At 71.3% G+C, this 23,150-nt stretch carries 21 protein-coding genes, 1 pseudogene and 1 riboswitch; of the genes and pseudogenes, 15 read left to right on the plus strand and 7 right to left on the minus strand.

Annotated features, from left to right (window positions below; translation table 11 throughout):
• Positions 1 to 109 precede the first annotated feature (109 nt).
• A complete protein-coding gene (locus IF78_RS0131280) occupies positions 110 to 1,306 on the plus strand; it encodes an MFS transporter (protein WP_031486100.1) in 1,197 nt (398 codons plus the stop codon).
• On the opposite strand, the gene IF78_RS0131285 is transcribed toward IF78_RS0131280, so the two are convergent.
• The gene (locus IF78_RS0131285; protein WP_031486101.1) at positions 1,275 to 1,817 is read right to left on the minus strand and encodes a hypothetical protein; all 543 of its coding nucleotides are present in this window, start codon (positions 1,815 to 1,817) and stop codon (positions 1,275 to 1,277) included. The genes IF78_RS0131280 and IF78_RS0131285 overlap by 32 nt on opposite strands.
• 299 nt (positions 1,818 to 2,116) lie before the next feature.
• On the opposite strand from IF78_RS0131285, the gene IF78_RS0131290 reads away from it, so the two are divergent.
• Both IF78_RS0131290 and IF78_RS0131295 read left to right on the plus strand, forming a co-directional pair.
• Positions 2,117 to 2,905 (plus strand): carbon-nitrogen hydrolase family protein, encoded by a 789-nt coding sequence (locus IF78_RS0131290; protein WP_031486102.1) that lies wholly within the window; start codon positions 2,117 to 2,119, stop codon positions 2,903 to 2,905.
• A 57-nt stretch (positions 2,906 to 2,962) separates the two neighbouring features.
• Complete coding sequence (locus tag IF78_RS0131295) at positions 2,963 to 4,681, plus strand: flavin monoamine oxidase family protein (protein ID WP_031486103.1); 1,719 nt, start codon at positions 2,963 to 2,965, stop codon at positions 4,679 to 4,681.
• Positions 4,682 to 4,701: 20 nt separating this feature from the next.
• Here the strand turns inward: IF78_RS0131295 and IF78_RS0131300 are convergent, their stop codons facing one another.
• Together IF78_RS0131300 and IF78_RS0131305 are read right to left on the minus strand one after the other, a co-directional pair.
• A complete protein-coding gene (locus IF78_RS0131300; RefSeq protein WP_031486104.1) occupies positions 4,702 to 5,631 on the minus strand; it encodes an LLM class F420-dependent oxidoreductase in 930 nt (309 codons plus the stop codon).
• An 81-nt stretch (positions 5,632 to 5,712) separates the two neighbouring features.
• Positions 5,713 to 6,399, minus strand: coding sequence for a DUF5995 family protein (locus IF78_RS0131305; protein WP_031486105.1), 687 nt, complete (start codon positions 6,397 to 6,399; stop codon positions 5,713 to 5,715).
• A gap of 192 nt (positions 6,400 to 6,591) precedes the next feature.
• On the opposite strand from IF78_RS0131305, the gene IF78_RS0131310 reads away from it, so the two are divergent.
• Together IF78_RS0131310 and IF78_RS0131315 are read left to right on the plus strand one after the other, a co-directional pair.
• The gene (locus tag IF78_RS0131310) at positions 6,592 to 7,737 is read left to right on the plus strand and encodes a glycoside hydrolase family 6 protein (RefSeq protein WP_031486106.1); all 1,146 of its coding nucleotides are present in this window, start codon (positions 6,592 to 6,594) and stop codon (positions 7,735 to 7,737) included.
• A gap of 171 nt (positions 7,738 to 7,908) precedes the next feature.
• A pseudogene (locus IF78_RS0131315) lies at positions 7,909 to 8,235 on the plus strand (acyl-CoA thioesterase); the annotation flags it as partial.
• Here IF78_RS0131315 and IF78_RS0131320 read toward each other — a convergent pair.
• Entirely contained in the window at positions 8,195 to 9,406 is a 1,212-nt protein-coding gene (locus IF78_RS0131320; protein ID WP_031486108.1) for an MFS transporter, read from the minus strand. The pseudogene IF78_RS0131315 and the gene IF78_RS0131320 sit on opposite strands and share 41 nt — an antisense overlap.
• A 150-nt stretch (positions 9,407 to 9,556) precedes the next feature.
• Between IF78_RS0131320 and IF78_RS0131325 the strand changes: the two genes are divergently transcribed.
• Complete coding sequence (locus IF78_RS0131325; protein ID WP_031486109.1) at positions 9,557 to 10,873, plus strand: ROK family transcriptional regulator; 1,317 nt, start codon at positions 9,557 to 9,559, stop codon at positions 10,871 to 10,873.
• Positions 10,874 to 11,026: 153 nt separating this feature from the next.
• Here IF78_RS0131325 and IF78_RS0131330 read toward each other — a convergent pair whose 3' ends face one another.
• Positions 11,027 to 11,782 (minus strand): SDR family oxidoreductase, encoded by a 756-nt coding sequence (locus IF78_RS0131330; RefSeq protein ID WP_031486110.1) that lies wholly within the window; start codon positions 11,780 to 11,782, stop codon positions 11,027 to 11,029.
• Between the two features lie 438 nt (positions 11,783 to 12,220).
• Positions 12,221 to 12,351, plus strand: a riboswitch (FMN riboswitch).
• A 147-nt stretch (positions 12,352 to 12,498) separates the two neighbouring features.
• Here IF78_RS0131330 and IF78_RS0131335 point away from each other — a divergent pair.
• The 9 genes from IF78_RS0131335 (at position 12,499) to IF78_RS0131375 (ending at position 19,923) form a co-directional block, all read left to right on the plus strand.
• Positions 12,499 to 13,116, plus strand: a complete 618-nt coding sequence (locus IF78_RS0131335; RefSeq protein WP_031486111.1) for a riboflavin synthase — start codon at positions 12,499 to 12,501, stop codon at positions 13,114 to 13,116.
• Positions 13,113 to 13,754, plus strand: a complete 642-nt coding sequence (locus IF78_RS0131340; protein WP_031486112.1) for a nicotinamide mononucleotide transporter family protein — start codon at positions 13,113 to 13,115, stop codon at positions 13,752 to 13,754. Before IF78_RS0131335 ends, IF78_RS0131340 begins: the two co-directional genes overlap by 4 nt.
• Positions 13,751 to 15,115, plus strand: a complete 1,365-nt coding sequence (locus tag IF78_RS0131345) for a bifunctional 3,4-dihydroxy-2-butanone-4-phosphate synthase/GTP cyclohydrolase II (protein ID WP_031486113.1) — start codon at positions 13,751 to 13,753, stop codon at positions 15,113 to 15,115. The genes IF78_RS0131340 and IF78_RS0131345 overlap by 4 nt, the downstream gene beginning before the upstream one ends.
• A gap of 25 nt (positions 15,116 to 15,140) precedes the next feature.
• Positions 15,141 to 15,626, plus strand: a complete 486-nt coding sequence (gene ribH / locus IF78_RS0131350) for a 6,7-dimethyl-8-ribityllumazine synthase (protein ID WP_003988915.1) — start codon at positions 15,141 to 15,143, stop codon at positions 15,624 to 15,626.
• 34 nt (positions 15,627 to 15,660) lie between these two features.
• Positions 15,661 to 15,933: a phosphoribosyl-ATP diphosphatase gene (locus IF78_RS0131355; protein WP_031486114.1), complete on the plus strand. Its 273-nt coding sequence runs from the start codon at positions 15,661 to 15,663 to the stop codon at positions 15,931 to 15,933.
• A 48-nt stretch (positions 15,934 to 15,981) separates the two neighbouring features.
• A complete protein-coding gene (gene hisG, locus IF78_RS0131360; RefSeq protein WP_031486115.1) occupies positions 15,982 to 16,833 on the plus strand; it encodes an ATP phosphoribosyltransferase in 852 nt (283 codons plus the stop codon).
• 19 nt (positions 16,834 to 16,852) lie between these two features.
• Positions 16,853 to 17,311, plus strand: coding sequence for a PH domain-containing protein (locus IF78_RS0131365; protein WP_031486116.1), 459 nt, complete (start codon positions 16,853 to 16,855; stop codon positions 17,309 to 17,311).
• 201 nt (positions 17,312 to 17,512) lie between these two features.
• Positions 17,513 to 18,838, plus strand: coding sequence for a hemolysin family protein (locus IF78_RS0131370; protein WP_031486117.1), 1,326 nt, complete (start codon positions 17,513 to 17,515; stop codon positions 18,836 to 18,838).
• Positions 18,835 to 19,923 carry a hemolysin family protein gene (locus IF78_RS0131375; RefSeq protein WP_031486118.1) on the plus strand — a complete coding sequence of 363 codons (1,089 nt, stop codon included), beginning with the start codon at positions 18,835 to 18,837 and terminating at the stop codon, positions 19,921 to 19,923. Before IF78_RS0131370 ends, IF78_RS0131375 begins: the two co-directional genes overlap by 4 nt.
• Positions 19,924 to 20,027: 104 nt before the next feature.
• Here IF78_RS0131375 and IF78_RS0131380 read toward each other — a convergent pair whose 3' ends face one another.
• On the minus strand, positions 20,028 to 21,893 hold the full coding sequence (locus IF78_RS0131380) for an AAA family ATPase (protein WP_031486119.1): 1,866 nt from the start codon (positions 21,891 to 21,893) through the stop codon (positions 20,028 to 20,030).
• A 432-nt stretch (positions 21,894 to 22,325) separates the two neighbouring features.
• The gene (locus IF78_RS0131385; RefSeq protein ID WP_031486120.1) at positions 22,326 to 22,946 is read right to left on the minus strand and encodes a nucleoside/nucleotide kinase family protein; all 621 of its coding nucleotides are present in this window, start codon (positions 22,944 to 22,946) and stop codon (positions 22,326 to 22,328) included.
• Positions 22,947 to 23,150: the final 204 nt, after the last annotated feature.

Genomic DNA, 23,150 nt, shown 5'->3' on the forward strand with positions numbered 1-23,150 from the left:
CTACCATCGGTGTCATGACCTGGCGACATTGATCCACCAGCCGCGCCTCCCGAGGGCCGCCGCGGACGCCGTACCCCCGGTGTCCGAAACGTCCCTGCGGGAAGGCCTCATGACACTCTCACCCGCGCGTGTGCCCGCCACCGGTGTCCGGCGGCTGACGACCACGCTGTACGGCTACTCGTTCCTCGACGACTTCGTCCTGCTCTACCCGGTGTACGCGTTGCTGTTCGCCGACACCGGCCTGTCGCTGTGGCAGATCTCCTCCCTGTTCGCCCTGTGGTCGATCACCGGTGTGGTCCTCGAGGTGCCCTCCGGCGCCTGGGCCGACGCCGTGTCGCGGCGCCGGCTGTTGTGGATCGGCCCGCTGCTCACCGCCGTCGGCTTCGCGCTGTGGGTCCTCGTCCCGTCGTACTGGGCCTTCGCGCTCGGCTTCGTTCTGTGGGGCGCCGGGGGAGCGCTCGGCTCCGGTGCGCTCGAAGCGTTGGTCTACGACGAACTGGATCACCTCGGCGCCGCCGACCGGTATGCGCGGGTCATGGGCCGGGCCCGGGCCGCGCGACTGCTGGGCACGATGGCCTCCGCCGGTCTCGCCGGGCCCGCCTTCGCGCTGGGCGGCTACCCGGTCGTCGGCGCGGCGAGCATCCTGGCGTGTCTGCTGACGGCCGCCACGGCCGCCCGGTTCCCGGAGCACCGGGTGAAGCCGGAGACCGGGGGCGACAGCTGGGCGACGACGCTGCGGACCGGACTCGCCGAGGTCCGCCGGGACCGTTCCGTGTGCGGCGCGCTCTTACTGATCCCCGCCGTCGCCGCCGTATGGGGTGCCCTCGACGAGTACACCCCGCTGCTGGTCCGGGACATCGGCGTCGCCGAGGCGACCGTCCCCTACCTGATCCTGCTGATCTGGGCCGGCGTCACGGCCGGAAGCCTCCTGTCCGGACCGGCCGAACGCCTCGGCACGACCGGCCTCGCGGCGCTGCTCGCGGGCGGCGCCCTCGCCCTGGCCGTGGGCGCCGCGGCCCGCTCGGTGGCCGGCGTCGCCCTGGTCGGCCTGGCCTTCGGGGCGTTCCAGCTCGCGGAGGTGCTCGCCGACGTCCGTCTCCAGCACCGTATCGACGAGTCCCGCCGGGCCACGCTCACCTCTGTGGCGAGCCTGGGCACGGAGCTCGCCACGGTCGCCACGTTCGGGGTGTACGCGCTGCTCGGCACGGGCGCGGCGCACAGCACGGTCTTCGCGGTGCTCGCGGTGCCCTATCTGGTGACGGCGCTGGCCCTGGCTAGAGCTCGGGTTGCCACGGCACGACCTTGAAGCCGCCCGTCCCCTTCCTGACCTTCTCGAAGGGGGCGGAACTCACGCACTGGGGCGGCTCGTTGCCCGCACCGGGCCGGCCCGTGGCGGCCCAGCTGTAGCCGAGCCGGTCGTGGCGGCCGAGGTCATGGACGGTGACGCCGACCCGCTTGCCCTCGGCGCCCGGCAGGTCGGACTCGGTGATGACGCCGGAGACGACGGCCACCTGCCCACCGGTGACCAGGCAGTCGACCTCGGCCTTGGCGCGGGCGCCGAAGTCGTTCAGGTAGTGGCTGAACTCGAAGGTGCCGGTGGCCTTCGTCGGGTCGCCGGAGTCCTTCGCCGCGAGATGGGCGTCGAACGAGAACGTGATGTCGTCCCCGGCCGAGCGGTACAGCTTGGCGGTGCCGGTGAGCGCGGCGGCCTCACGCTGCTGCGGCCCGTCTGTCGCGGTGGCGGCGGGACCGACCGTCCCGGCGGTGAGCAGCAGCAGCGCACAGCAGAGCACGACGGTCCTCGTACGGCGGTTCATGGCGGTCCTTTCCGCAGGTCAACCGGACGGGAACCACCTTCGCGGAGGCGCGCCCCGGCCACATCGCACCGAGGACGGGACCCCGCCTCCGCCGTGCGGCGGGGACACCCGTGCGCCGCTCCGCTCCGAGGAGGACAGGGCCTCCGTCGGTGGGCGCGCAACGAATCGCCGCCGCACCCAGGACCGACGCAACAAACCGCTCACCGGCGCGCAACGGCTCCTTCTTGTCCGCCCTGGTCAGCCGCCCGTACCGTCTACGTGGCCCCCGCAACCACCCTTCCGCCCCGGTGAGGACACGCATGCGCACCGCCCTGCTCCAGAGCTCCGGCCGCCCCGGCTCGACCGTCGAGAACCTCAAGGTCCTCGACGAGGCCGCGGGCCGTGCCGCCGCCGCGGGCGCCGGGCTGCTGGTCGCGCCGGAGATGTTCCTGACCGGGTACGCGATCGGCGACGACATCGCCCGCCTCGCCGAGCCCGCGGACGGCGACTGCGCGGACGCGATCGCCGAGACCGCGACGCGGCACGGCCTGGCGATCGCCTACGGCTACCCCGAGCGGGCGGGCGAGACCGTCTACAACTCCGCCCAGCTGATCTCCGCCGACGGCACGCGTCTCGCCAACCACCGCAAGACCCACCTCTTCGGCTGCTTCGAGCGCGACCACTTCACGCCGGGCGACCAGCCCGTCGTCCAGGCCGACATCGACGGCCTGCGCGTCGGCATCCTGATCTGCTACGACGTCGAGTTCCCGGAGAACGTCCGCGCCCACGCCCTCGCCGGCACGGACCTGCTGGTCGTGCCGACGGCGCAGATGCACCCGTTCCAGTTCGTCGCCGAGTCGATGATCCCGGTGCGGGCCTTCGAGAACCAGATGTACGTCGCGTACGTCAACCGGGTCGGTCAGGAAGGGGAGTTCGAGTTCGTCGGCCTCTCCACCCTCGCCGGGCCCGACGGGGTGGCCCGCACCCGCGCCGGGCGCGGTGAGGAGCTGCTGTTCGCCGACGTCGACCCCGCCTTCCTCGCCGCATCCCGCGAGGCGAACCCGTATCTGAAGGACCGCCGCCCCGGTCTCTACGGGTCGCTCGTCTGAGCAGCCGAAACACTCCCCCCCGCTTCCCCTCACGCAGTCGCAAGGAGTCCGTACCCCATGACGTCCATGGTGCCCAACGCCGTCGAGCACACCGACGAGCAGCAGCTGCCGCCGATCACCATGTTCGGCCCGGACTTCCCGTACGCGTACGACGACTTCCTCGCCCACCCGGCGGGGCTCGGCCAGATACCGGCGACCGAGCACGGCACCGAGGTCGCGGTCATCGGCGGCGGCCTGTCCGGCATCGTCGCCGCGTACGAGCTGATGAAGATGGGCCTCAAGCCGGTCGTGTACGAGGCCGACGAGATCGGCGGCCGGCTGCGCACCGTCGGCTTCGACGGCCCCGGCACCGAGGGTCTGACGGCCGAGATGGGCGCGATGCGTTTCCCGCCGTCCTCCACAACCCTGCAGCACTACATCGACCTGGTGGGCCTGCAGACCCGTCCCTTCCCCAACCCCCTTGCCGAGGCGACCCCTTCGACGGTCGTCGACCTCAAGGGCGAGAGCCACTACGCCGAGACGATCGACGATCTCCCGCAGGTCTACCGGGACGTCGCCGAAGCGTGGAACAAGTGCCTCGAAGAGGGCGCCGACTTCTCCGACATGAACCGGGCCATGCGGGAGCGGGACGTGCCGCGCATCCGGGAGATCTGGGCGAAGCTCGTCGAGAAGCTCGACAACCAGACGTTCTACGGCTTCCTCTGCGACTCCGAGGCGTTCAAGTCCTTCCGGCACCGCGAGATCTTCGGCCAGGTCGGCTTCGGCACCGGCGGCTGGGACACCGACTTCCCGAACTCCATCCTGGAGATCCTGCGCGTCGTCTACACCGAGGCCGACGACCACCACCGCGGCATCGTCGGCGGCTCCCAGCAGCTGCCGCTGCGCCTGTGGGAGCGTGAGCCGGAGAAGATCGTCCACTGGGCCCAGGGGACGTCCCTGAAGTCCCTGCACGACAACGGCTCGCCCCGCCCGGCCGTCACCCGTCTGCACCGCACCGCCGGCAACCGGATCACCGTGACCGACGCGGACGGCGACATCCGCACCTACCAGGCGGCGATCTTCACCGCCCAGTCCTGGATGCTGCTCTCCAAGATCGCCTGCGACGACTCGCTCTTCCCGATCGACCACTGGACGGCGATCGAGCGCACCCACTACATGGAGTCGTCGAAGCTGTTCGTGCCGGTCGACCGGCCGTTCTGGCTGGACAAGGCCGTCGACGACAGGGGAAATCCGACCGGCCGGGACGTCATGTCGATGACGCTCACCGACCGGATGACGCGCGGGACCTACCTCCTCGACGACGGCCCGGACAAGCCCGCCGTGATCTGCCTGTCCTACACCTGGTGCGACGACAGCCTGAAGTGGCTGCCGCTGTCCGCGAACGAGCGGATGGAGGTCATGCTGAAGTCGCTCGGCGAGATCTATCCCAAGGTCGACATCCGCAAGCACATCATCGGCAACCCGGTGACGGTCTCCTGGGAGAACGAGCCCTACTTCATGGGCGCGTTCAAGGCCAACCTGCCCGGCCACTACCGCTACCAGCGGCGCCTGTTCACGCACTTCATGCAGGACCGGCTGCCCGAGGACAAGCGGGGCATCTTCCTCGCCGGCGACGACATCTCCTGGACGGCCGGCTGGGCCGAGGGCGCCGTCCAGACCGCGCTGAACGCGGTCTGGGGCGTCATGCACCACTTCGGCGGGGCGACGGACGCGAGCAACCCGGGCCCGGGTGACGTCTACGACGAGATCGCGCCGGTGGCACTCCCGGAGGACTGAGCCCTCAAGGGCCCGGCCCGTCACAGCCCGGCGGCCCGTGCCTTCTCGTACACCTCCGCGGCGACGTCCTTCAGCTCCTGGGCGTCGCGCGGAGTGGTCTGAAGGTCGAGGAGGACCTCGTCCATACCGACCTCGGCGTGCGCCGCGAGGTCCGCCACGATCTGGTCGGCGCTGCCCTGGAAGGGCTGACGGTCGTCGCCGTCGTAGGCCTTGGCCGAGTACAGGGCGTTCACCCGCGGCACCCGCTCGATCGGCTGCGTGCGGCCGCGCTCGGCGGCGATGTCCTGGAGCCGGTGCCAACCGTCGGCATACGCCTGAGCGCCCATGGCGACCGGGATCCAGCCGTCGCCGCGGTCCACGACCCGCGCCAGCGCCTTCCTGCCCGACGCGGCCACCAGGATCGGGATCGGCCGTACGGGCTTGGGGCCGACCACGGCCGAGTCGATCTTCGTCATCCGGCCGTCGTAGGACACCGGGTCCGGGCCCCACACCGCCCGGCAGACGTCGATCGTCTCCTCCAGCACCTTGCCGCGCTCCTCGTACGGCCGTACGGCCGCCGCGGCGAACTCGTCCGTCGACCAGCCCGGGCCCAGCCCCGCGACCACCCGGCCGCCGCTCGCCGCGTCCAGCGAGGCCAGGGCCTTGGCGAGCTGGAACGGACCGTGCAGTGGTGCGACCAAGATGCCCGTGCCCAGCCGGACCCGTTCGGTGACCGCCGCGGCCAGGGTCAAGGTGACCAGCGGATGGGCCATACCCCGGTAGTAGTCCGGCCAGGGCAGGCCCGGGATGCCGTACAGGCCCTGGGTCGGGGACTCGGGGACCAGAGCCCGCTCGTACACCCACACGCTGTCGTATCCGATCCGCTCGGCCGTGCGGGCCACGTCCGTCACGTCCTTGGCGAGGTCGTACTGCCGGAGCTGGGGAAGGCCGAGTCCGAGACGGATGGTCATGACGGAGTGCTCCTTCGCGATCGGTCGGGCCCCCACCGGCCAACGTACTGCGAGCGCGCGGAACCGCCAGTCGGCCCCGGCTCAGTCGGGCAGCGGCGTGAGCAGCATGCGTCCCGCGAACCCCACCGCCGCGTCCAGCCGCTCGGCGAACTCCGCGGCGAAGTCCGGGAGTCCGCGCAGCGCCCACAGCGCCCGCGCCGTCGACCAGGTGGCGTCCCGGGCCCGCTCCAGGCTCCAGGAGCCGAGCAGATGGGTGAGCGGGTCGGCGATCTGGAACAGGTCGGGACCCGGCATCAGATCTTCGCGGATGCGCTCCTCCAGCGAGACGAGGAGATCACCCACCCGGTCGAACTCGTCCTCCAGCTCGGCGGGTTCGCAGCCGAGGCTACGACAGGCGTCCACCACGGCGAGCGCCAGATCGTGCCCGATGTGCGCATTGATGCCCGCCAGTGCGAACTGCAGCGGTCGTACGCCCGGATGGCGGCGCATCTGGAACAGGGGCCGCCAGCAGGCCGGTGTGCGCCGCTCGTCCTCGGCCGCCTCCACCGCCGCCAGATACCGCTCCGCGAACCGCGCGTCCAGCGTGATCGCGGCCCGCGCGTCCTCGAACCGGCCGCCGTCGATGTGCCGGTCGACCGCCTCCGTGACGGTGAGGTAGACGCGGTTGAAGACAGCCACCCCGTCGCGCTCGGGCAGGGCCGCGTCGAGGGCGCGCATACGGGAGATGACCGCGTCCACGGGTGTGGTGAATTGTTCGCATTGCGCCATGGGGGCAGAGTCCCAGCTTTAGGCTGACGGGAGTGTCGGCGGGCCCGGCGCTTCCCCAGAACGGGGGAACGCGCTCGCTGTGGGGGACGGGCTCGCCGTGGGGGAGGGGGGAGCAGGACCGTGTCAGGCTTACGTGCCCAGCGACTGGCCGCACGCAGGTCCGAGCGAAGGAGGGCGGCCCGGCGCCATGCCATGGTCGTGGCGGCCTCGGTGGTGGTCGCCGTCGGCACGGTGACCGGCATGATGTCCGCGCTCGACGACACAGCACGCTCCGACGAGGCCGGGCCACCCGAGGTGACGCGCTCGCCGAGCCTGGAGTCCCTGCCGATCGTGCCGCCGCCGTCCCCGTCCGTCACGAAGTCCCCCGCACCGGCTTCTCCTTCTCCGAGCCCTGCCTCTCCGACCCCGAAGAAGAAGGCCGGCCCCACGCCGTCGCCTACCGCCACCGAGAGGAAGCAGCAGCCGACCGTGGTGTCCGCCCGCCTCTACCGCCACCCCGAGTCCCAGGTGCTCGCATGGGTCCGCGACAACGCCGGCGACCCGCGCCACGCCGTCATCGAGTCCCGGATAGCCGCCCAGCCGGCGGCGGTGTGGTTCGCCGACTTCACGCCGGCCACCATCACCGCCCGGGTCCGCGCGGTGACCACGGGCGGTTCGGCGTCGGGCCGGGTGCCGGTGGTCGTGCCGTACGCGATCCCGGACCGTGACTGCGGCGGGCACTCCCAGGGCGGGGCGCCCGACCTCGACGCGTACGACGCCTGGATCGACAGGTTCGCCGCCGGGCTGGGCTCCGGCGACGTCATCGTGATCCTGGAGCCCGACTCCATCGCCCAGTCGGAGTGCCTCTCCGCCGCGGAACGCGCCGACCGCTTCGCCTCGCTGGCCCGCGCGGGACGCGTCCTCAAGGCTGCCAACCCCAAGGCCCGCGTGTACTACGACGCCGGGCACTCCGGCTGGAACGCGCCCGGCAAGCAGGCGGCGTGGCTGCGGCAGGCGGGGGCCGCCTCGACCGCGTCCTCCGACGGGGTCTTCAGCAACGTCTCCAACTTCCACGCCACGGCCGCCGAGATCGCCTACGACCGGCAGGTCCTCGACGCCCTCGGCGGCCCCGCGAGCCTGGGCGCCGTCATCGACACCAGCCGCAACGGCGCCGGTGCCCCAACCGACGGCGAATGGTGCGATCCGGCGGGCCGCAAACTGGGCCGGGCGCCGACGCTCGCCACGGAGGAGGCGCGGATCGACGCCTACCTGTGGGTGAAGCTGCCGGGGGAGTCGGACGGGTGCAAGGGGAAGCCCGGGACCTTCACGGCGTCGTACGCCTATGACTTGGCGCGCTGAGTCGCCCCGCCGGTGTCGCTCGCGTCGCCCTGCTCGTCGTACGACGAGGTGCCCTCGTCGAGCAGCGGCTTCTGTGACTTGAGGTGGGCCGGGGCGGACCATTGTCGGGGGACGCCAGGCGCGGCGCCGACCCGGGTTGATCTGGGATGCTGAGCGCCCGCTTAGGATAGCGGGCTGCTGCACAACGCCCGCTACCCGCTGATGGTGGAGCGGGCCTGGGCCGAGCTGTGGCAGGAGCACGGCTTCCGTTTCGTGGGCGACTGGGGCTACGAGGCGCCGGTCACCAAGCCGGGCGCCTATGCCGTCCATCCCTGGCTGGAGCGGCTCGGCAACACCGGCCTGACGTACGGCTTCCGCTTCTGCTCGGCCGACGGGTCGGTGACCTACGCCCACGGCACCCGGGTCATGGTCCGGCTGGACGCCGGGACGCTGCGGCCGGCGCCCTGGAGCGAGGGCTTCAGGGCCGCGGGTCGGGCACTGCTGCGTCCGGGCTGCTGACCTTCGGGCGGTCGCGGTCGCCGGCGCGCAGGACGCGCGCGAACACGACCAGCCCCGAGGACAGCAGGGTGACCAGACAGAACGACACCATCAGGCTGGTGGCCTGGGCGATGCCGCCGATCGCGCTCGGGGCGATGAGCCCCGAGGTGTACGTGATCGTCGCGACACCCGCTATCGCCAGCGAGGGGTTGGGGCCGCTGCGGCCCGCTGCCGCGAAGCACAACGGCACGACCACGGCGATGCCCAGACCCAGCAGCGCGAACCCGGTCATCGCCAGGGCCGGCGCGTCCGACACGACGATGAGCAGTCCGCCGAGCGTGGCGAGGATGCCGCTGAACCGAACCGTGCGTACGGCCCCATAGCGGTCCACCACCTTGTCGCCGGCGAGCCGGGCGATCGCCATGGTGAGCGTGAACCCGGTCGTGCAGGCGGCCGCGAGACCGGCCGAGGTGTCCAGCTGGTCCCGCAGATAGACCGCCGACCAGTCCAGGCTCGCGCCCTCCGCGAAGACCGCGCAGAACCCGACCGCGCCGATGAGCAGCGCCGACTTGGGTGGCAGCGCGAACCGGGGCGGCGGCTCCTCGTCCTCGGCGGGCTGCAGATCGAGCACCCACCGGCACGCCAGGACACCGAGGATGGTGAGGGTCGCCGCCGCGAGCGCGTGGTGCAGCCGGGCGTCCGAGCCCAGATGGGCCGCGAGCGTGCCGGCCGCCGAGCCGATCAGGGCGCCGGCGCTCCACATCCCGTGCAGCCCCGACATGATCGACCGGTCCAGCCGGTTCTCGACCTCGACGCCGAGCGCGTTCATCGCCACGTCCGCCATGCCCGCCGTGGCGCCGTAGACGAACAGAGCCAGGCAGAGGGTCAGCAGGTTGGGGGCGAGGGCGGGCAGGACGAGTGCGAGTGTCCACAGGGCGATCAGTCCGCGCAGGGCGTTCCGGGCGCCGAACCGGTGGCTGACACTGCCGGCCAGCGGCATCGCCACGGACGCGCCGAGCGCGGGAAAGGCGAGCGCGAGCCCGAGTTGGCCGGCGCTGACCCCGGCATGGTCCTGGATCCACGGCACCCGCGTCGCGAACGAGCCGGTGACGGCACCGTGCACGGCGAAGACGGCCGCCACGGCGTACCGGGCGCGCCTCACCTCGCGCAGGTCGTAGACCACCTCACTCATTGTCCGACCCCTCCCGGTCCTCGCCTGCTGATCGAGCCGCGCGTAAACTATCAGGAACCCTGCCTGATAGATAGAGTCCCTTTACGGCCACCCGCTGCCGTACGTCCGGCCGTCCGCGGCACCGCCCCGCCGATCTGGAAGGATCCCGGCATGCCCGCATCCCCGAGCACCGCCCGGGCCATCAACGACCGGCTCGCCCTGCGACTGCTGCAGCAGGAGGGCCCGTTGACGGCAGGGCAGTTGAAGCACTTGACCGGCCTGTCCCGTCCGACCGTCGCCGACCTCGTCGAACGCCTCACCGACGCCGGCCTCATCGAGGTGGTCGGCGAGGCGGGGGAGCAGCGGCGCGGGCCCAACGCCAAGCTGTACGGCATCGTCGCCGGCCGCGCCCATCTGGCGGCGCTGGACGTCCGTACCGAGGGCGTCTCGGTGGTGGTGTCCGACCTGGTCGGGGCCGTGCTCGCCGAGGCGTCGGTGCCGATCGGCGGCGACATGGCGACCGGGCCCGCCGTGGAGCAGGCGGTGGCGCTGGTCGAGCGGGTCGTGAAGGAGGCGGGAGCCGACCGGCTCCATACGGTGGGCATCGGCGCGCCCGGCCTGATCGACCCGGCGACCGGCGAACTGCGCGACTCCTCGGGCCTGCCCGCATGGCACCGCCGACTGGTGGCGGCTCTGCAGGAACGGCTCCCCGAGGCCCGCGTCACCGTCGAGAACGAGACCAACCTCGCCGCCCTCGCGGAGCAGCGCGACGGGGTGGCCCGAGACCGGGACACCTTCGTGCTCCTGTGGCTGGGCCACGGCACCGGCGCGGCCGTGGTCCTCGACGGCGCCCTGCGCCGCGGGGCCTCCGGCGGCACCGGCGAGATCGGGTTCCTGCCGGTGCCGGGGACGACGGGGTTGCCGTCGGCGGTGGACTGCGAGGGCGGGTTCCACTCGCTGGCGGGGGCGGCGGCGATCGTGGAACTGGCGGGGGCCTATGGGCTGACCGCCGAAGGCGGCACCGTGCACGAGCCGCCGGCCGCCGGGGTGGTCAGGGACGCGGTGGCACTGGTCGCGGCAGGCGGCGAGGAGACGGTGGACGGGGATGAGCGCGCGGAGCGGGGAGCAATGACGGAGGCGCCCACCGACTCGTCCCCCTGCGCGTCCGGCACCGCACCGTCAGCCGGTCCGCTCCACACCCCGGCGTCCGCCTCCCGCTTCCTGGACGCCCTGGCCGACCGCCTCGCCATCGGAGTCGCCTCCGTCGTCGCCGTCCTCGACCCCGGCTGCGTGGTCCTCGGCGGCGAGGTCGGGCAGGCAGGCGCGCAGGAACTCGCCCGGCGGGTCGAGGAGCGGATCCGGCGGATGTCGCCCCTGGCGACCGTGGTGCGGCCCAGCGGCCTGGGCGGCGGCGCGGTCCTGCGCGGGGCGCTGCTCACGGCGCGGGACGCCGCACAGGACGAGCTGTTCACGCCACCGGAACGGTGAGCTGCGGAGTGCTCGGCCACTGTGCTGCCGGATCGCTGTGCTGCCGGGCCACTGTGCTGCTGGCTCGCTGTGCCGCCGGACGAGCCGACCGCCGGGTCGCCGCGCGCCGCCGTATGCGAAACCCCGACGGCGCCGACGTGTGGCGGATCGCCGTCAGGCGCTGCGCCCGCCCCCGACGAGCCGCCTCAGATACTCCTCGAACGTCCCCTTGCCCACCGCAAGCCCCGGCGTCAGATGGCCACCCGAGCGGAAGCCCCCGTACGCCTTCCCCCACAGCGGCACGCTCACCACGAGCCGCCTGCGGCCCGTCGCCTCGAGGTACGCGCGAGCCAGGGAATCGAGGGTCCGCACCTCGGGGCCGCCCATGTCCTCGACCCGCCCGGCCGGGGCTCCCAGAGCCAGTTCGGCGAGCCGGTCCGCGACCTCGGCCACATCGACCGGCTGGTCCTTCACCCGGGCCGGCAGCAGCATGACGGGCGGCTTGGACACGATCCGGAACACCTTCACCAGCAAGTCGTGGAACTGCGTCGCCCGCAGCACCGTCCAGCCCAGCCCCGACTCCTCGACCAGCTTCTCCACGGCGAGCTTGGTCCGGTAGTAGCCGTACGGCACGCGGTCGACGCCGACGATCGAGATGTACACCAGGTGCCGTACGCCGGCCTTCCGCGCCGCCGCGATCAGATGCTCGGCAGCCTCCTCGTCACCGCCGCCCGGCGAGCTCGCGCAATGCACGATCGTGTCCACGCCCGCAACCGCCGTGGCCAGGCCGGAACCACCCTTGCGCAGGTCGACGGCGTACGGCTGGGCATGCCGGCTGAGCACCCGCACCTCGTCGCCCCCCGCCCGCAGCCGCTCCGTGACGAGCCGGCCGAGTGTTCCGGTGCCGCCGGTCACCAGGATCGTGGTCATGTCGCTTCAGCCCCTTCGGACGCCGGGCGCCCCCTGGTGGGGCGCCCTTCGCCAACTGGGACGAGTACCCGGCGCGGAATGTGACATACGACGTCACGCCCAGGCGTGCCAGGGCCGCCGGCAACGGGAGTTGGAGGACCCGGCGGCGGGCAAGGGCCGTCGTCACCGCCACCGGGCCGTCTGCGTGCCCCGCGCTCCCCACCGGAAGAAGTCACGGGGGGCGACGGGGTTGCGAACCGTCGGGAGTTGCGCCGACCCTAGAGAGGACTAGACCATAGCGTCAATAGGTATGGACCAATCTCAAGGCTCGCCGCGCATGCGGGAGTTGGATCGTCCGCACATGCCACCGAAGGCCGGTGGAGCCGCCTGTGAGGCAGCCCACAGGATTCACCCGCATGGATGCCGATCAGGCGTGGCAGACTGGCCCTGTACCAGAAGCAGCGCACTCCGGGGTCGGTGAAAGTCCGAACCGGCGGTTACAGTCCGCGACCCGGTCGCCTCCAGCGGCCGGTTGACCAGGTGAAATTCCTGGACCGACGGTTAAAGTCCGGATGGGAGGCAGTGCGCGGCGGGCGGGCATTCGTGCGCGCCGCCGTACCGGTTCGTCCATGTGGCGAGCTCTGTCCGGCGTCGCCCCCGGTGTCCCTGCTCGTACATTCTGTCGTCATCGACAGGCCCCGGAGTCCGTGCCCCAATGTGGCAGGAGGACCCGGGAAGTGTTCACCGGAATCGTCGAAGAGCTGGGCGAGATCACCGCCGTCGAGACCCTCGACGACGCCTGTCGCTTCCGAGTGCGCGGCCCCGTCGTCACCGACGGCGCGAAGCACGGCGACTCCATCGCGGTCAACGGCGTCTGCCTCACGGTCGTCGACCACGAGGGCGACGAGTTCACCGCCGACGTCATGGCCGAGACCCTCAACCGCTCCAGCCTGGGCGTCCTGGCCGTAGGCTCCCGCGTCAACCTGGAGCGCCCCACCGCCGTGGGCGCCCGCCTCGGCGGGCACATCGTGCAGGGCCATGTCGACGGCACTGGCGAGGTGTTGGAGCGCAAGCCCTCCGACAACTGGGAGATCGTGAAGATCTCGCTCCCCGCGGACCTCTCCCGGTACGTCGTCGAGAAGGGCTCCATCACCGTCGACGGCATCAGCCTCACCGTCGTCGACGCCGGGCCCGACTTCTTCACCGTCAGCCTGATCCCGACCACCCTCGCCCTGACCACGCTCGGCCTGAAGCAGCCCGGCGACCCGGTCAACCTCGAGGTCGACGTCATCGCCAAGTACGTCGAGCGGATGCTGGGCGACCGGGCCACCTCCGAAGAGGCGGCGACCCGGTGAACTCACTGAACTCCGTGGCGTTCACCGTCTTCGGCCAGCACATCCTCTGGTCCGACATGGTCGGCAACCTCTTCGGCCTGGCCGCCCTCGCCCTCGGCTGGCGGCGCTCCATATGGACCTGGCCCGTGCAGTTCCTCGCCGGTCTGATCCTCTTCGGCGCCTTCTTCGGCCACCTCACCGGCAGCGCGGGCAAGCAGGCGGTCGTCATGCTCGTCGCCCTGTACGGCTGGTGGCAGTGGCAGCGCGGCAAGGCCCGGGCCGAGGACGGCCACATCGCCGTACGGTTCGCCACCTGGCGCGAGCGCGCGGCCATGGTCGCGGCGGCCGCCGCCGGCACCGTCGCGGTGGCGGTGCTCTTCAAGGCGTACCCGACCCTGTCCTGGGACCCCTGGCCGGACGCCTACATATTCGTCGGCACCATCGTCGCCATGTACGCCCAGGCGCGCGGCATGGTCGAGTTCTGGTTCGCCTGGCTGCTCGTCGACCTGGTCGGCGTCCCCCTCAACTTCGCCAACGGCTACGCCTTCTCCGGCTTCGTCTACGTCATCTACGGCGCACTCGTCCTGTGGGGCATGCGCGACTGGTGGCTGCGCTCCCGCAACGACGCGCGGCCCGTCCTGGAAGGAGCGCCGGCATGACCACGGCACCGATTCTGTACCGCACCGAAGGCGTCGAGGACCTCACGCTCGACCCGATCGAGCAGGCCATCGCCGACATCGCCGCGGGCCGCCCGATCGTGGTCGTCGACGACGAGGACCGCGAGAACGAGGGCGACCTCGTCATCGCCGCCGAGAAGGTCACCCCCGAGATCGTCGCCTTCATGATGAGCGAGTGCCGCGGCCTGATCTGCGCCCCCATGGAGCCCGAGGAACTGGACCGGCTGGGGCTCGCGCAGATGGTCGAGGACAACACCGAGTCGATGAAGACCGCGTTCACCGTCTCCGTGGACGCCTCCGCCGAGCACGGTGTGACCACCGGCATCTCGGCCTCCGACCGGGCCACCACGCTTCAGCTCCTCGCGAGCGGCAAGGCCGAGCCGTCCGACCTCGTCCGCCCCGGCCACATCTTCCCGCTGCGCGCCAGGCCCGGCGGCGTCCTCGTCCGCAACGGCCACACCGAGGCCGCCGTCGACCTGGCCCGGCTCGCGGGGCTGCGCCCGGCCGGCGCCATCGTCGAGATCGCCGGCGCGGACGGCGAGATGCTGCGGCTGCCCCAGCTGATCCCCTTCGCGCGCAAGCACGGCCTGACGATCATCTCCATCGAGGACCTGATCGCCCACCTGCGCAGCACCGAGTCGCCGGAGCAGGCCGCGCCGCAGCCTTCCGAGCACGAGCCGGTCCTGTCCGAGCCGGCCGTCGAGCCCACCGTCCGCCGCGAGGCCGAGGTCCATCTGCCCACCGCCCACGGCACCTTCACCGCGTACGGCTACCGCTCCGCCGTCGACGGCGTCGAGCACGTCGCCCTCGTCCACGGCGAGATCGGCGACGGCGAGGACGTGGTCGCCCGCGTCCACTCCGAATGCCTCACCGGCGACGTCTTCCACTCCCTGCGCTGCGACTGCGGCCCTCAGCTGGAGGCGGCCCTGGAGCGCATCCGCGCCGAGGGCCGGGGAGTCGTCGTCTACCTGCGCGGACACGAGGGCCGGGGCATCGGCCTGATGTCCAAGCTGCGCGCGTACGAACTCCAGGAGCGCGGCCGCGACACCCTCGACGCCAACCTCGAACTCGGCCTGCCCGCCGACGCCCGCGACTACGGCGCCGGCGCACAGATACTGGCGGACCTGGGCGTGCGCAGCGTGCGCCTGCTGACCAACAACCCCGACAAGTCCGACGCGCTGCTCGCTCACGGCCTCAAGATCACCGAGCGGGAGCCGATGCCCGTACAGGCGGGCGAGCACAACCTCCGGTACCTGCGCACCAAGCGCGACCGGATGGGCCACGACCTGCCCTGGCTGGACCCGGCCCCCGAGGCCGCCCTGTCCACCTGCGGCAACCAGTAAGAGCACACCGAGGAGACTCAAGAACGTGAGCGGCAAGGGCGCACCGGAGCTGTCCGTACGCAATGTGGGCGACCTGAGGGTCGCGGTCATCGCGGCGCAGTGGCACGAGAAGGTGATGGACGGTCTGGTGGACGGCGCGCTGCGCGCCCTGCACGACCTGGGGATCGACGAGCCGACCCTGCTGCGGGTCCCCGGCAGCTGGGAACTGCCGGTGGTCGCCAAGGTCCTCGCGGGCCGCGGCTACGACGCGATCGTGGCGCTCGGCGTCGTCATCCGCGGCGGCACTCCCCATTTCGAGTACGTCTGCCAGGGCGTCACCCAGGGCCTGACCCAGGTCTCGGTCGAGACCGGCGTCCCCGTCGGCTTCGGCGTGCTGACCTGCGACACCGAGGAGCAGGCCCTGGACCGGGCGGGCATCGAGGGCTCCAACGAGGACAAGGGGCACGAGGCGGTGACGGCGGCGGTGGCCACGGCAGCCACGCTCCGCTCAGTATCTGAACCATGGCGCTGACGAAAGGCGTATGTGGCATAGGCTGAGCGTCACCATGTCCAAGAAGACGTTCGAGGAGCTCTTCACCGAGCTCCAGCACAAGGCCGCAAACGGCGACCCCGCCACCTCCCGCACCGCCGAACTCGTCGGCAAGGGCGTCCATGCCATCGGCAAGAAGGTCGTCGAAGAGGCCGCCGAGGTCTGGATGGCCGCCGAGTACGAGGGCAAGGAAGCGGCCGCCGAGGAGATCTCGCAGCTGCTGTACCACGTCCAGGTGATGATGGTCGCCCGCGGGATCTCCCTGGACGACGTCTACGCCCACCTCTGAGCACCAGCAACCCGCACACCGTAAGAGCGAACGAAGGAAGCCGACCTCATGCTGCGCATCGCCGTCCCCAACAAGGGTTCACTGTCCGGCCCTGCGGCGGAGATGCTGCATGAGGCCGGCTACCAGCAGCGCCGCGAGTCCAAGGAACTGCGGATCGTCGACCCGGAGAACGAGGTCGAGTTCTTCTACCTCCGCCCCCGCGACATCGCGATCTACGTCTCCTCCGGTCAGCTCGACATCGGCATCACCGGCCGTGACCTGCTGATCGACTCCGGCGCCAACGCCGAGGAGATCCTGCCGCTGGGCTTCGCCCGCTCCACCTTCCGCTTCGCCACCAAGCCGGGCACCGTCGGCCACGACCTGGCGGACCTGAACGGCAAGACGGTCGCCACCTCCTACGAGGGCATCGTCGCCAAGCACCTCGCCGACAACGGCATCGACGCCTCGGTCGTCCACCTGGACGGCGCCGTCGAGACCGCCATCCAGCTCGGTGTCGCCCAGGTCATCGCGGACGTCGTCGAGACCGGCACCTCGCTGCGCAACGCCGGCCTGGAGGTCGTCGGCGAGCCGATCATGAAGTCCGAGGCCGTCGTCATCCGCCGCACCGGCGCGGACGGCGAGGAGCCCAAGGTGCAGCAGTTCCTGCGCCGCCTCCAGGGCGTCCTGGTCGCACGGACGTACGTGATGATGGACTACGACTGCCGCGTCGAGCAGCTCGAGAAGGCGGTCGCCCTCACCCCGGGCCTGGAATCCCCGACCGTCTCGCCGCTGCACAACGAGGGCTGGGTCGCCGTCCGCGCGATGGTTCCGGCCAAGGAAGCCCAGCGCATCATGGACGACCTGTACGACATCGGCGCCCGGGCCATCCTGACCACGGCCATCCACGCCTGCCGCCTCTGAACCGAGAAGCCGTACTCCGATGTCCTCCGAACTGCCCACCCTGCCCGTCACGTTCCGGCCGGGCCGCACCCGGGCCGTCCTGCTCACCGCGGGCACCGCGATCTTCGTCGTCATCACGGCGATCGCGCTGCTGCTGGAGAAGCTCGGACCGGGCGAACGCCTCAGCTTCATCCTCACCGGCGCGCTCATGTTCGGCGTGCTGGCCATGCTGGCCCGCGTGAAGGTCGTCGCCGACGAGTCCGGTGTCACCGTGGTGAACATCGCCAGCAGGCGCCGTCTGGACTGGGCCGAGATCCTTCAGGTGAACCTCCGACCGGGTGATCCCTGGGTGTTCCTCAACCTCAGCGACGGCACCAGCCTGCCCGCCCTCGGCATCCAGCCCGGCATCGCCAAGCAGCGCGCCATCGCCGACGCGCGCGCCCTGCGGGCGCTCGCCGAGGCCCGGTCCGCCGGGGAGCCCGGGGGCCGGCAGGGCTGACCGAGGGACGTTCACCCTGCCGTAAATCCCCATGTCTTGATTAATCTGTTGGCGGAGGCGTTTCTGTGGCGCCTCCGCCGCTGATGTTCCGACCGGTCTTCAGAGGTTCCTGCTACCCGAGGAGTGACTCCCTCCAGCGATGGACGGATCGTCCTGTAGTACCTGCGCCGCCCCCTCCCGACATACCGGGGCGGCCGCATCATGACCACGCCCTTGCTGCTTCTGGCAGCCGCGTTCCTCCTGATCCTCGCCAACGGCTTCTTCGTGGCCGCCGAGTTCGGCCTGGTCACGGTCGAGGCGACGGACGCCGAGAAGGCCGCGGCCGAGGGCGACCGACGGGCCCACCGGGTCGTCGAGTCGCTCAGGGAGCTGTCCTTCCAGCTCTCCGGCACCCAGCTCGGCATCACCATCACTTCCCTCGTCGTGGGCATGCTCGCCGAACCGGCGCTTGCGCAGCTGCTCGGCGGCCCCTTCACCGCGATCGGCATCCCCGAGGGCGCGGTGCCCGGTGTGGCCGTCGTCGTCGGCATGCTGCTGGCGTCGGCCGTGCAGATGGTGATCGGCGAGCTCGTGCCGAAGAACTGGGCGGTGTCCCGGCCGATGCAGGTCGCGCGCTTCGTCGCCGGCCCGCAGCACGCCTTCGCGCGCCTGTTCCGCCCGGTGATCGCCGCGCTGAACTCGGTCGCCAACCGCCTCGTCCGCGCCCTGGGCATCGAGCCCACCGAGGAGCTGGCCTCCGCCCGCACCCCCGACGAACTCGTCTCCCTGGCCCGGCACTCCGCCCAGGCCGGCGCCCTGGAGCAGGACACCGCCGACCTCTTCGTACGGACGCTGTCGCTCGCCGAACTGACCGCGCAGCACGTGATGACACCGCGCGTGAAGGTCAGCGCGCTGCAGTCGTCGGCGACCGCCGAGGACGTGGTGAACCTGACCCGTGCCACCGGTCTGTCTCGTTTCCCGGTCTACCGGGAGAAGATCGACGAGATCGTCGGCATGGTCCATCTCAAGGACGCGCTGGCGATCCGTTCGAGTGACCGGCTGCGCACCCCGGTCGGCCGCATCGCCCGCCCGGCGCTGCTCGTCCCCGAGACCCTGCCGGTCCAGCCGCTCCTCGCCCAGCTGCGCAGTGAGCAGCCCATCGCGGTCGTCGTCGACGAATACGGTGGCACGGCGGGAGTCGTCACTCTGGAGGACATCGTCGAGGAGATCGTCGGCGAGGTCCGCGACGAACACGACGGACTGGACCTGCCCGAACTCGCCGCCGCCCCGCCGGAGGAGGGCCGGCCGGCCTGGGACGCCGACGGCAGCTGCCGGGTCGACATCCTCCAGCGCATAGGGCTCGACGTGCCCGAGGGGCCGTACGAGACCGTCGCCGGACTCGTCGCCGACCTGCTCGGGCACATCCCGGCCGTCGGCGACAAGGCCGAGCTGCCGGGCTGGCGGCTGTCGGTGCGCCGGGTCGGCCACTACCGGGCCGAGCGGGTCCGGCTGGTGCGGACCGGGCCCGTGGTGGAGGTCGCCCGATGAGCGTGCTCCAACTCGCCTTCGCGGCACTGCTCGTGCTCGCCAACGGCTTCTTCGTCGGCGCCGAGTTCGCCCTCGTCTCCGTGCGCCGCAGCCAGATCGAACCGCTGGGCACGGCACGCGCCCGGCAGGTGCTGTACGGCCTGGAGCGGCTGCCGCAGATGATGGCGGCGGCCCAGTTCGGCATCACGCTCTGCTCGCTGACGCTCGGCGCGGTCGCCGAACCGACGGTGGCGCATCTGCTGGAGCCGGTGTTCGAGTGGATACACCTGCCGCACGGCATGATCCACCCGCTCACCTACGTCATCGCGCTCGCCGCGGTGGTCTTCTTCCACCTGGTCATCGGCGAGATGCTGCCGAAGAACCTGGCGATGGCGGCGCCGGAGAAGGTCGCGCTGTGGCTCAGCCCCGGCCTGGTCTGGTTCGCCCGCTTCTGCAAGCCCATCACCGTGGCCCTCGGCGCCGTCGCCCAGGCCATCCTGCGGCTGTTCCGCGTCGAGCCGAAGGACGAGGTCGAGGCGGTGTTCACCAGCGAGCAGCTCAACCGGCTCGTGGAGGACTCCGGCCAGGCCGGACTGCTCGACCCCGAGGAGCAGGAACGTTTGGAGGACGCCCTGGAACTGGGCTCCCGCCCGGTCACGGACGTGCTCCTGAAACGCGAGTCCCTGGTCACCGTCAGCCCGTCGGTCACCCCCGGCCAGATCGTCGAGCTCACCGCCCGCACGGGGTACTCCCGCTTCCCGGTGGCGGCCGAGACCGGCGCCTTCATGGGCTACCTGCACGTGAAGGACGTCCTGGACCTGGAGGCGTCGGAACGCGCGGTGCCGCAGCAGCTGTGGCACCCGATGACGACCCTGCGCTCGGAACTGCCCCTGGACGACGCCCTGACGGTGATGCGCCGCGCCGCGACACATCTGGCCCAGGTGGCCGACGCGTCCGGCAAGGTACTGGGGCTCGTCGCGCTGGAGGACGTACTGGAGCTACTGGTGGGCGAGGTACGGGATCCGGCGCATCGGGAGCTGCCGGAGGTTCGGGTGACGAGTCCGCGGATGAGCAGCGGGGAGCCGGAGGAAGTCTTGGCGACCTAGCTGCGGGCAGTCGTGCCGCTGGGGCGGCGCCCGTCCCACAGACGGCGGCACCCCGCCGGCGCGGGCGGGCGACACCCGCCCGGGCCGGCCCCAGCAGGCAGTAGCTACATGGCCGACGGATCCTGCGGCCCCCGCCCCGACAGCACCTCTCCATACGCCTGCATCAGATCCGGCAGTCGAAGTGTCGACAAGTCGTCCCTCGTCAACGCCCCCGGATAAGTAGTCAACCGCAGATCCCGATACGCACAGCTCTTCTCGTACAGCGTCCGCAGGAACCGCCCGTTCCCCAACTCGTCGATCCACCCCTGATCGACCACGTGCCCGGCGATGGACCGCAGCTCGTCCAGTGCCTCCTCGTCCCACGCGTCCCCGTTCTCCCCGGCGAGCACCTCACCGATCGAGGTGAGTTCGAGGGGCCGATAGGACGGGAAGTCGACGCGAGTCGTGAAGCGCGACGACAACCCGGGATTCGCCGCCAGCAGACGGTCCATGCCCTCGGGATAGCCGGCGAGGATCACCACCAGGTGGTCCCGGTTGTCCTCGGCCCGCTTCAGCAGCACCTGAAGGGCCTCGTCGCCGTACGCGTCGCCCTTGCCGTAGCCGGAGTTGGAGAGGGAGTACGCCTCGTCCACGAAGAGGACCCCGCCGAGCGCGGAGTCGATGAGCTCGTTGGCCTTCACGGCCGTCTGGCCCAGATACTCGCCGACCAGGTCGGCCCGCTGGGCCTCCACCAGATGGTCGCCGCCGAGGAGCCCGAGGGCGTAGAAGACCCGGCCCAGGATGCGGGCGACCGTGGTCTTGCCGGTGCCCGAGGGCCCGGAGAAGACGAAGTGCCGTTTGGGCGGCTGGACCGGCAGCCCCTGTCCGGCGCGCAGCCGGGCCATGTTCAGCTGCGCGGACAACGCCTTGACCTGGCGTTTGACGGGTTCGAGCCCCACCATGCGCTCGAGCTCGGCGAGCGCCTCCTCGAGTAACCCGGGATCGGTGGGCCCGGCGGGCAGGGGCTGCGACGTCACGGCCGCCTTCTCGCGCACCGCCGGATCGACCACCGACGGCAGTGGACCGGTCGGCGGCAGCTCGGCGTCCGGCAGCCGCAGGTCCCGTCCCTCCGTGCCGAAGAGCGGATCGAGTCCGTCGGGGCCGTCGGCCACGTCCTGGCCGACACCGGTCAGCGTGATCGCCGCGAGGTCGGCGGGGTCGTCGTACCCGTCGCCCTCGGCGATCGCCGCGAGCCGGGCCGAGGTGTCCATGAAGGCGGGGTCGACGCGGTGCACGGCACGGTAGAGCGGTAAGGCGGCCGCGGACCGGCCCGTGCCCTCGTGCGCCCGGGCCAGCCAGTACCGCAGCTCCTTGCGCTGCGGCTGTTCGCTGCGGCAGCGCATCAGCGCGGCCGACAGGAGGGGTTCGGCCTGGCCGTACATCTCCAGCCGTACCCGCGCCATACCGCCGAACAGGCCCGCCTCGATGCCGAGCATCGGGTCGTCGAGCAGAGGCTCCGTGTGCCGTACGAGCTGCTCCCAGTCCTTGACCAGGTAGGCGCGGCAGGCGTGCAGAAAGCGGACCTGGTGGTCGGTGTCCACGGGCGGCAGCCCGGCCAGTGCCCGGTCCAGCTCGGGGACGTGCCGGCCGTCCAGCCAGTGCGAGGCGTGGGCCAGCAGCAGGTCACGGGGGCTCTCCAGGACCGGCTGCACCCACCAGCCCAGCCAGTACCAGGAGTTGAGCGTGCGCCGGTGCCGGGTTCGCTGTTCCCCGAAGCGGTCCCGGTGCCGGAACATCCGCAGCAGCGCGGTCGTCGTGTCGACGCGCAGCGCGTGCAGGCCGAGCCAGCCGTCGGCCATCCCGGGATCGATCCGCACCGCGGTGCGGAACTCCTCCTCCGCCTGCGGATAGGCCCCCATCGTGTAGGCATCCACACCTCGCAGCCAGGCGAGGTCGGCCGGGGCCTCGGGCCCCTGCATGCCGAAGTCCATCACGTCCCCCACAAACCGTGCCCCCGTCGGTTGACCGCCAGGCCGTCGCCCAGGGCCGCCTTTGTTCGAACCGCCGTACCGCGGACCGGAGTTGCAGCGGTGCGCAGAGCAGCCGTCCGTAGGTCGCACCGAGGGCATCGTACCTGCGAGGGCATGGCCCGCCCCAGGGTGCCGCACCGGCCGTTTGACGAGGTGGGAGCAGAGCGTGTGCACCGCATTCGGTGACCGAGGGTGAGCGAATCGCGCCTCACAGCGCGGGAAATGGGGTGTGAGGGCAGAACGAAGCCCCCGATCACGGGGGAACAACCGGGGGCTTCGCGTATGGGGGCGACCGCGATTGGCCGCACATTCAGAACGTAAGACCTGTACGGCCCCCGGGTCAAGCCGAGTTGGAGCACTCCGGGAACTTGTCCCGCAACGCTCTTCACAAGTTCAGCACATTGCCGATGGATCGTCACTCTGAGTGAAGGACTGGTCCGGTCCAACCGTCCCGGCAGGCCCAGTGAGCACCTCATACCCCTTGCCGCTCTGCCGAACCAGAAGGTCGGCGAACGGCCTGGAGGGGTCGTCGGCGAAGTGCCTCAGTTCCGCTTCGACCCACCCGTCCCAGAACTCCCGCTGCTCCGCCCCGTCCCGCGTGCGGCCTCTGGCCCAGGAATCCTCGTGAGGCATCTCCATCCACAGCAACCGGGCGAGGTAGGGGCGCAGCGCACGGCGGCCGGCGCCGACGCCCTCGACGACGACCACCGGTGCGGGTGGGACCGGGAGGGGTGGTCCGAAAACGCGGGCACGCCAGTCGTAGGGGGTGTAGTGGGCGGTCTCGCCGCGGGTGAACGGTTCGATCACCTGGGTCAGCAGGCGCGCGGTCCACTCGAACAGCTCGTCATGGCTCGCGATGTCGTCGAGGTGCAGCACCGGGGCGTCGCCCAGTGCCCGGGCCAACTGCCCGGCGAACGTGGACTTTCCGGAGCCGGCGTGTCCGTCGACGCCGATCAGGCGGACCGGGCCGCAGGACGGGGACAGACGGCGGAGCCGGGTGGCGAGGTCGTGAATCGTTTTTCCCAGAGTTGAGCAGGGGTGTGCATATTTCGTTGGAACATTCTAGTGGAGTGGAAAGCGCGTACTGAGCCGGGATGGCGGGACGAGAACAGAAAACGTGTCGCTTTGAACTAGTGGCCGGCCGCCCGCAATGCCACCGAAAAACTCCGGCCGCCACCATGAAATGTGCGTTCCGGTTGTGACCCGCGGTGAGTAAGG

Origin of the sequence: Streptomyces bicolor (assembly GCF_000719285.1) — a bacterium.
Lineage (GTDB): Bacteria > Actinomycetota > Actinomycetes > Streptomycetales > Streptomycetaceae > Streptomyces > Streptomyces bicolor.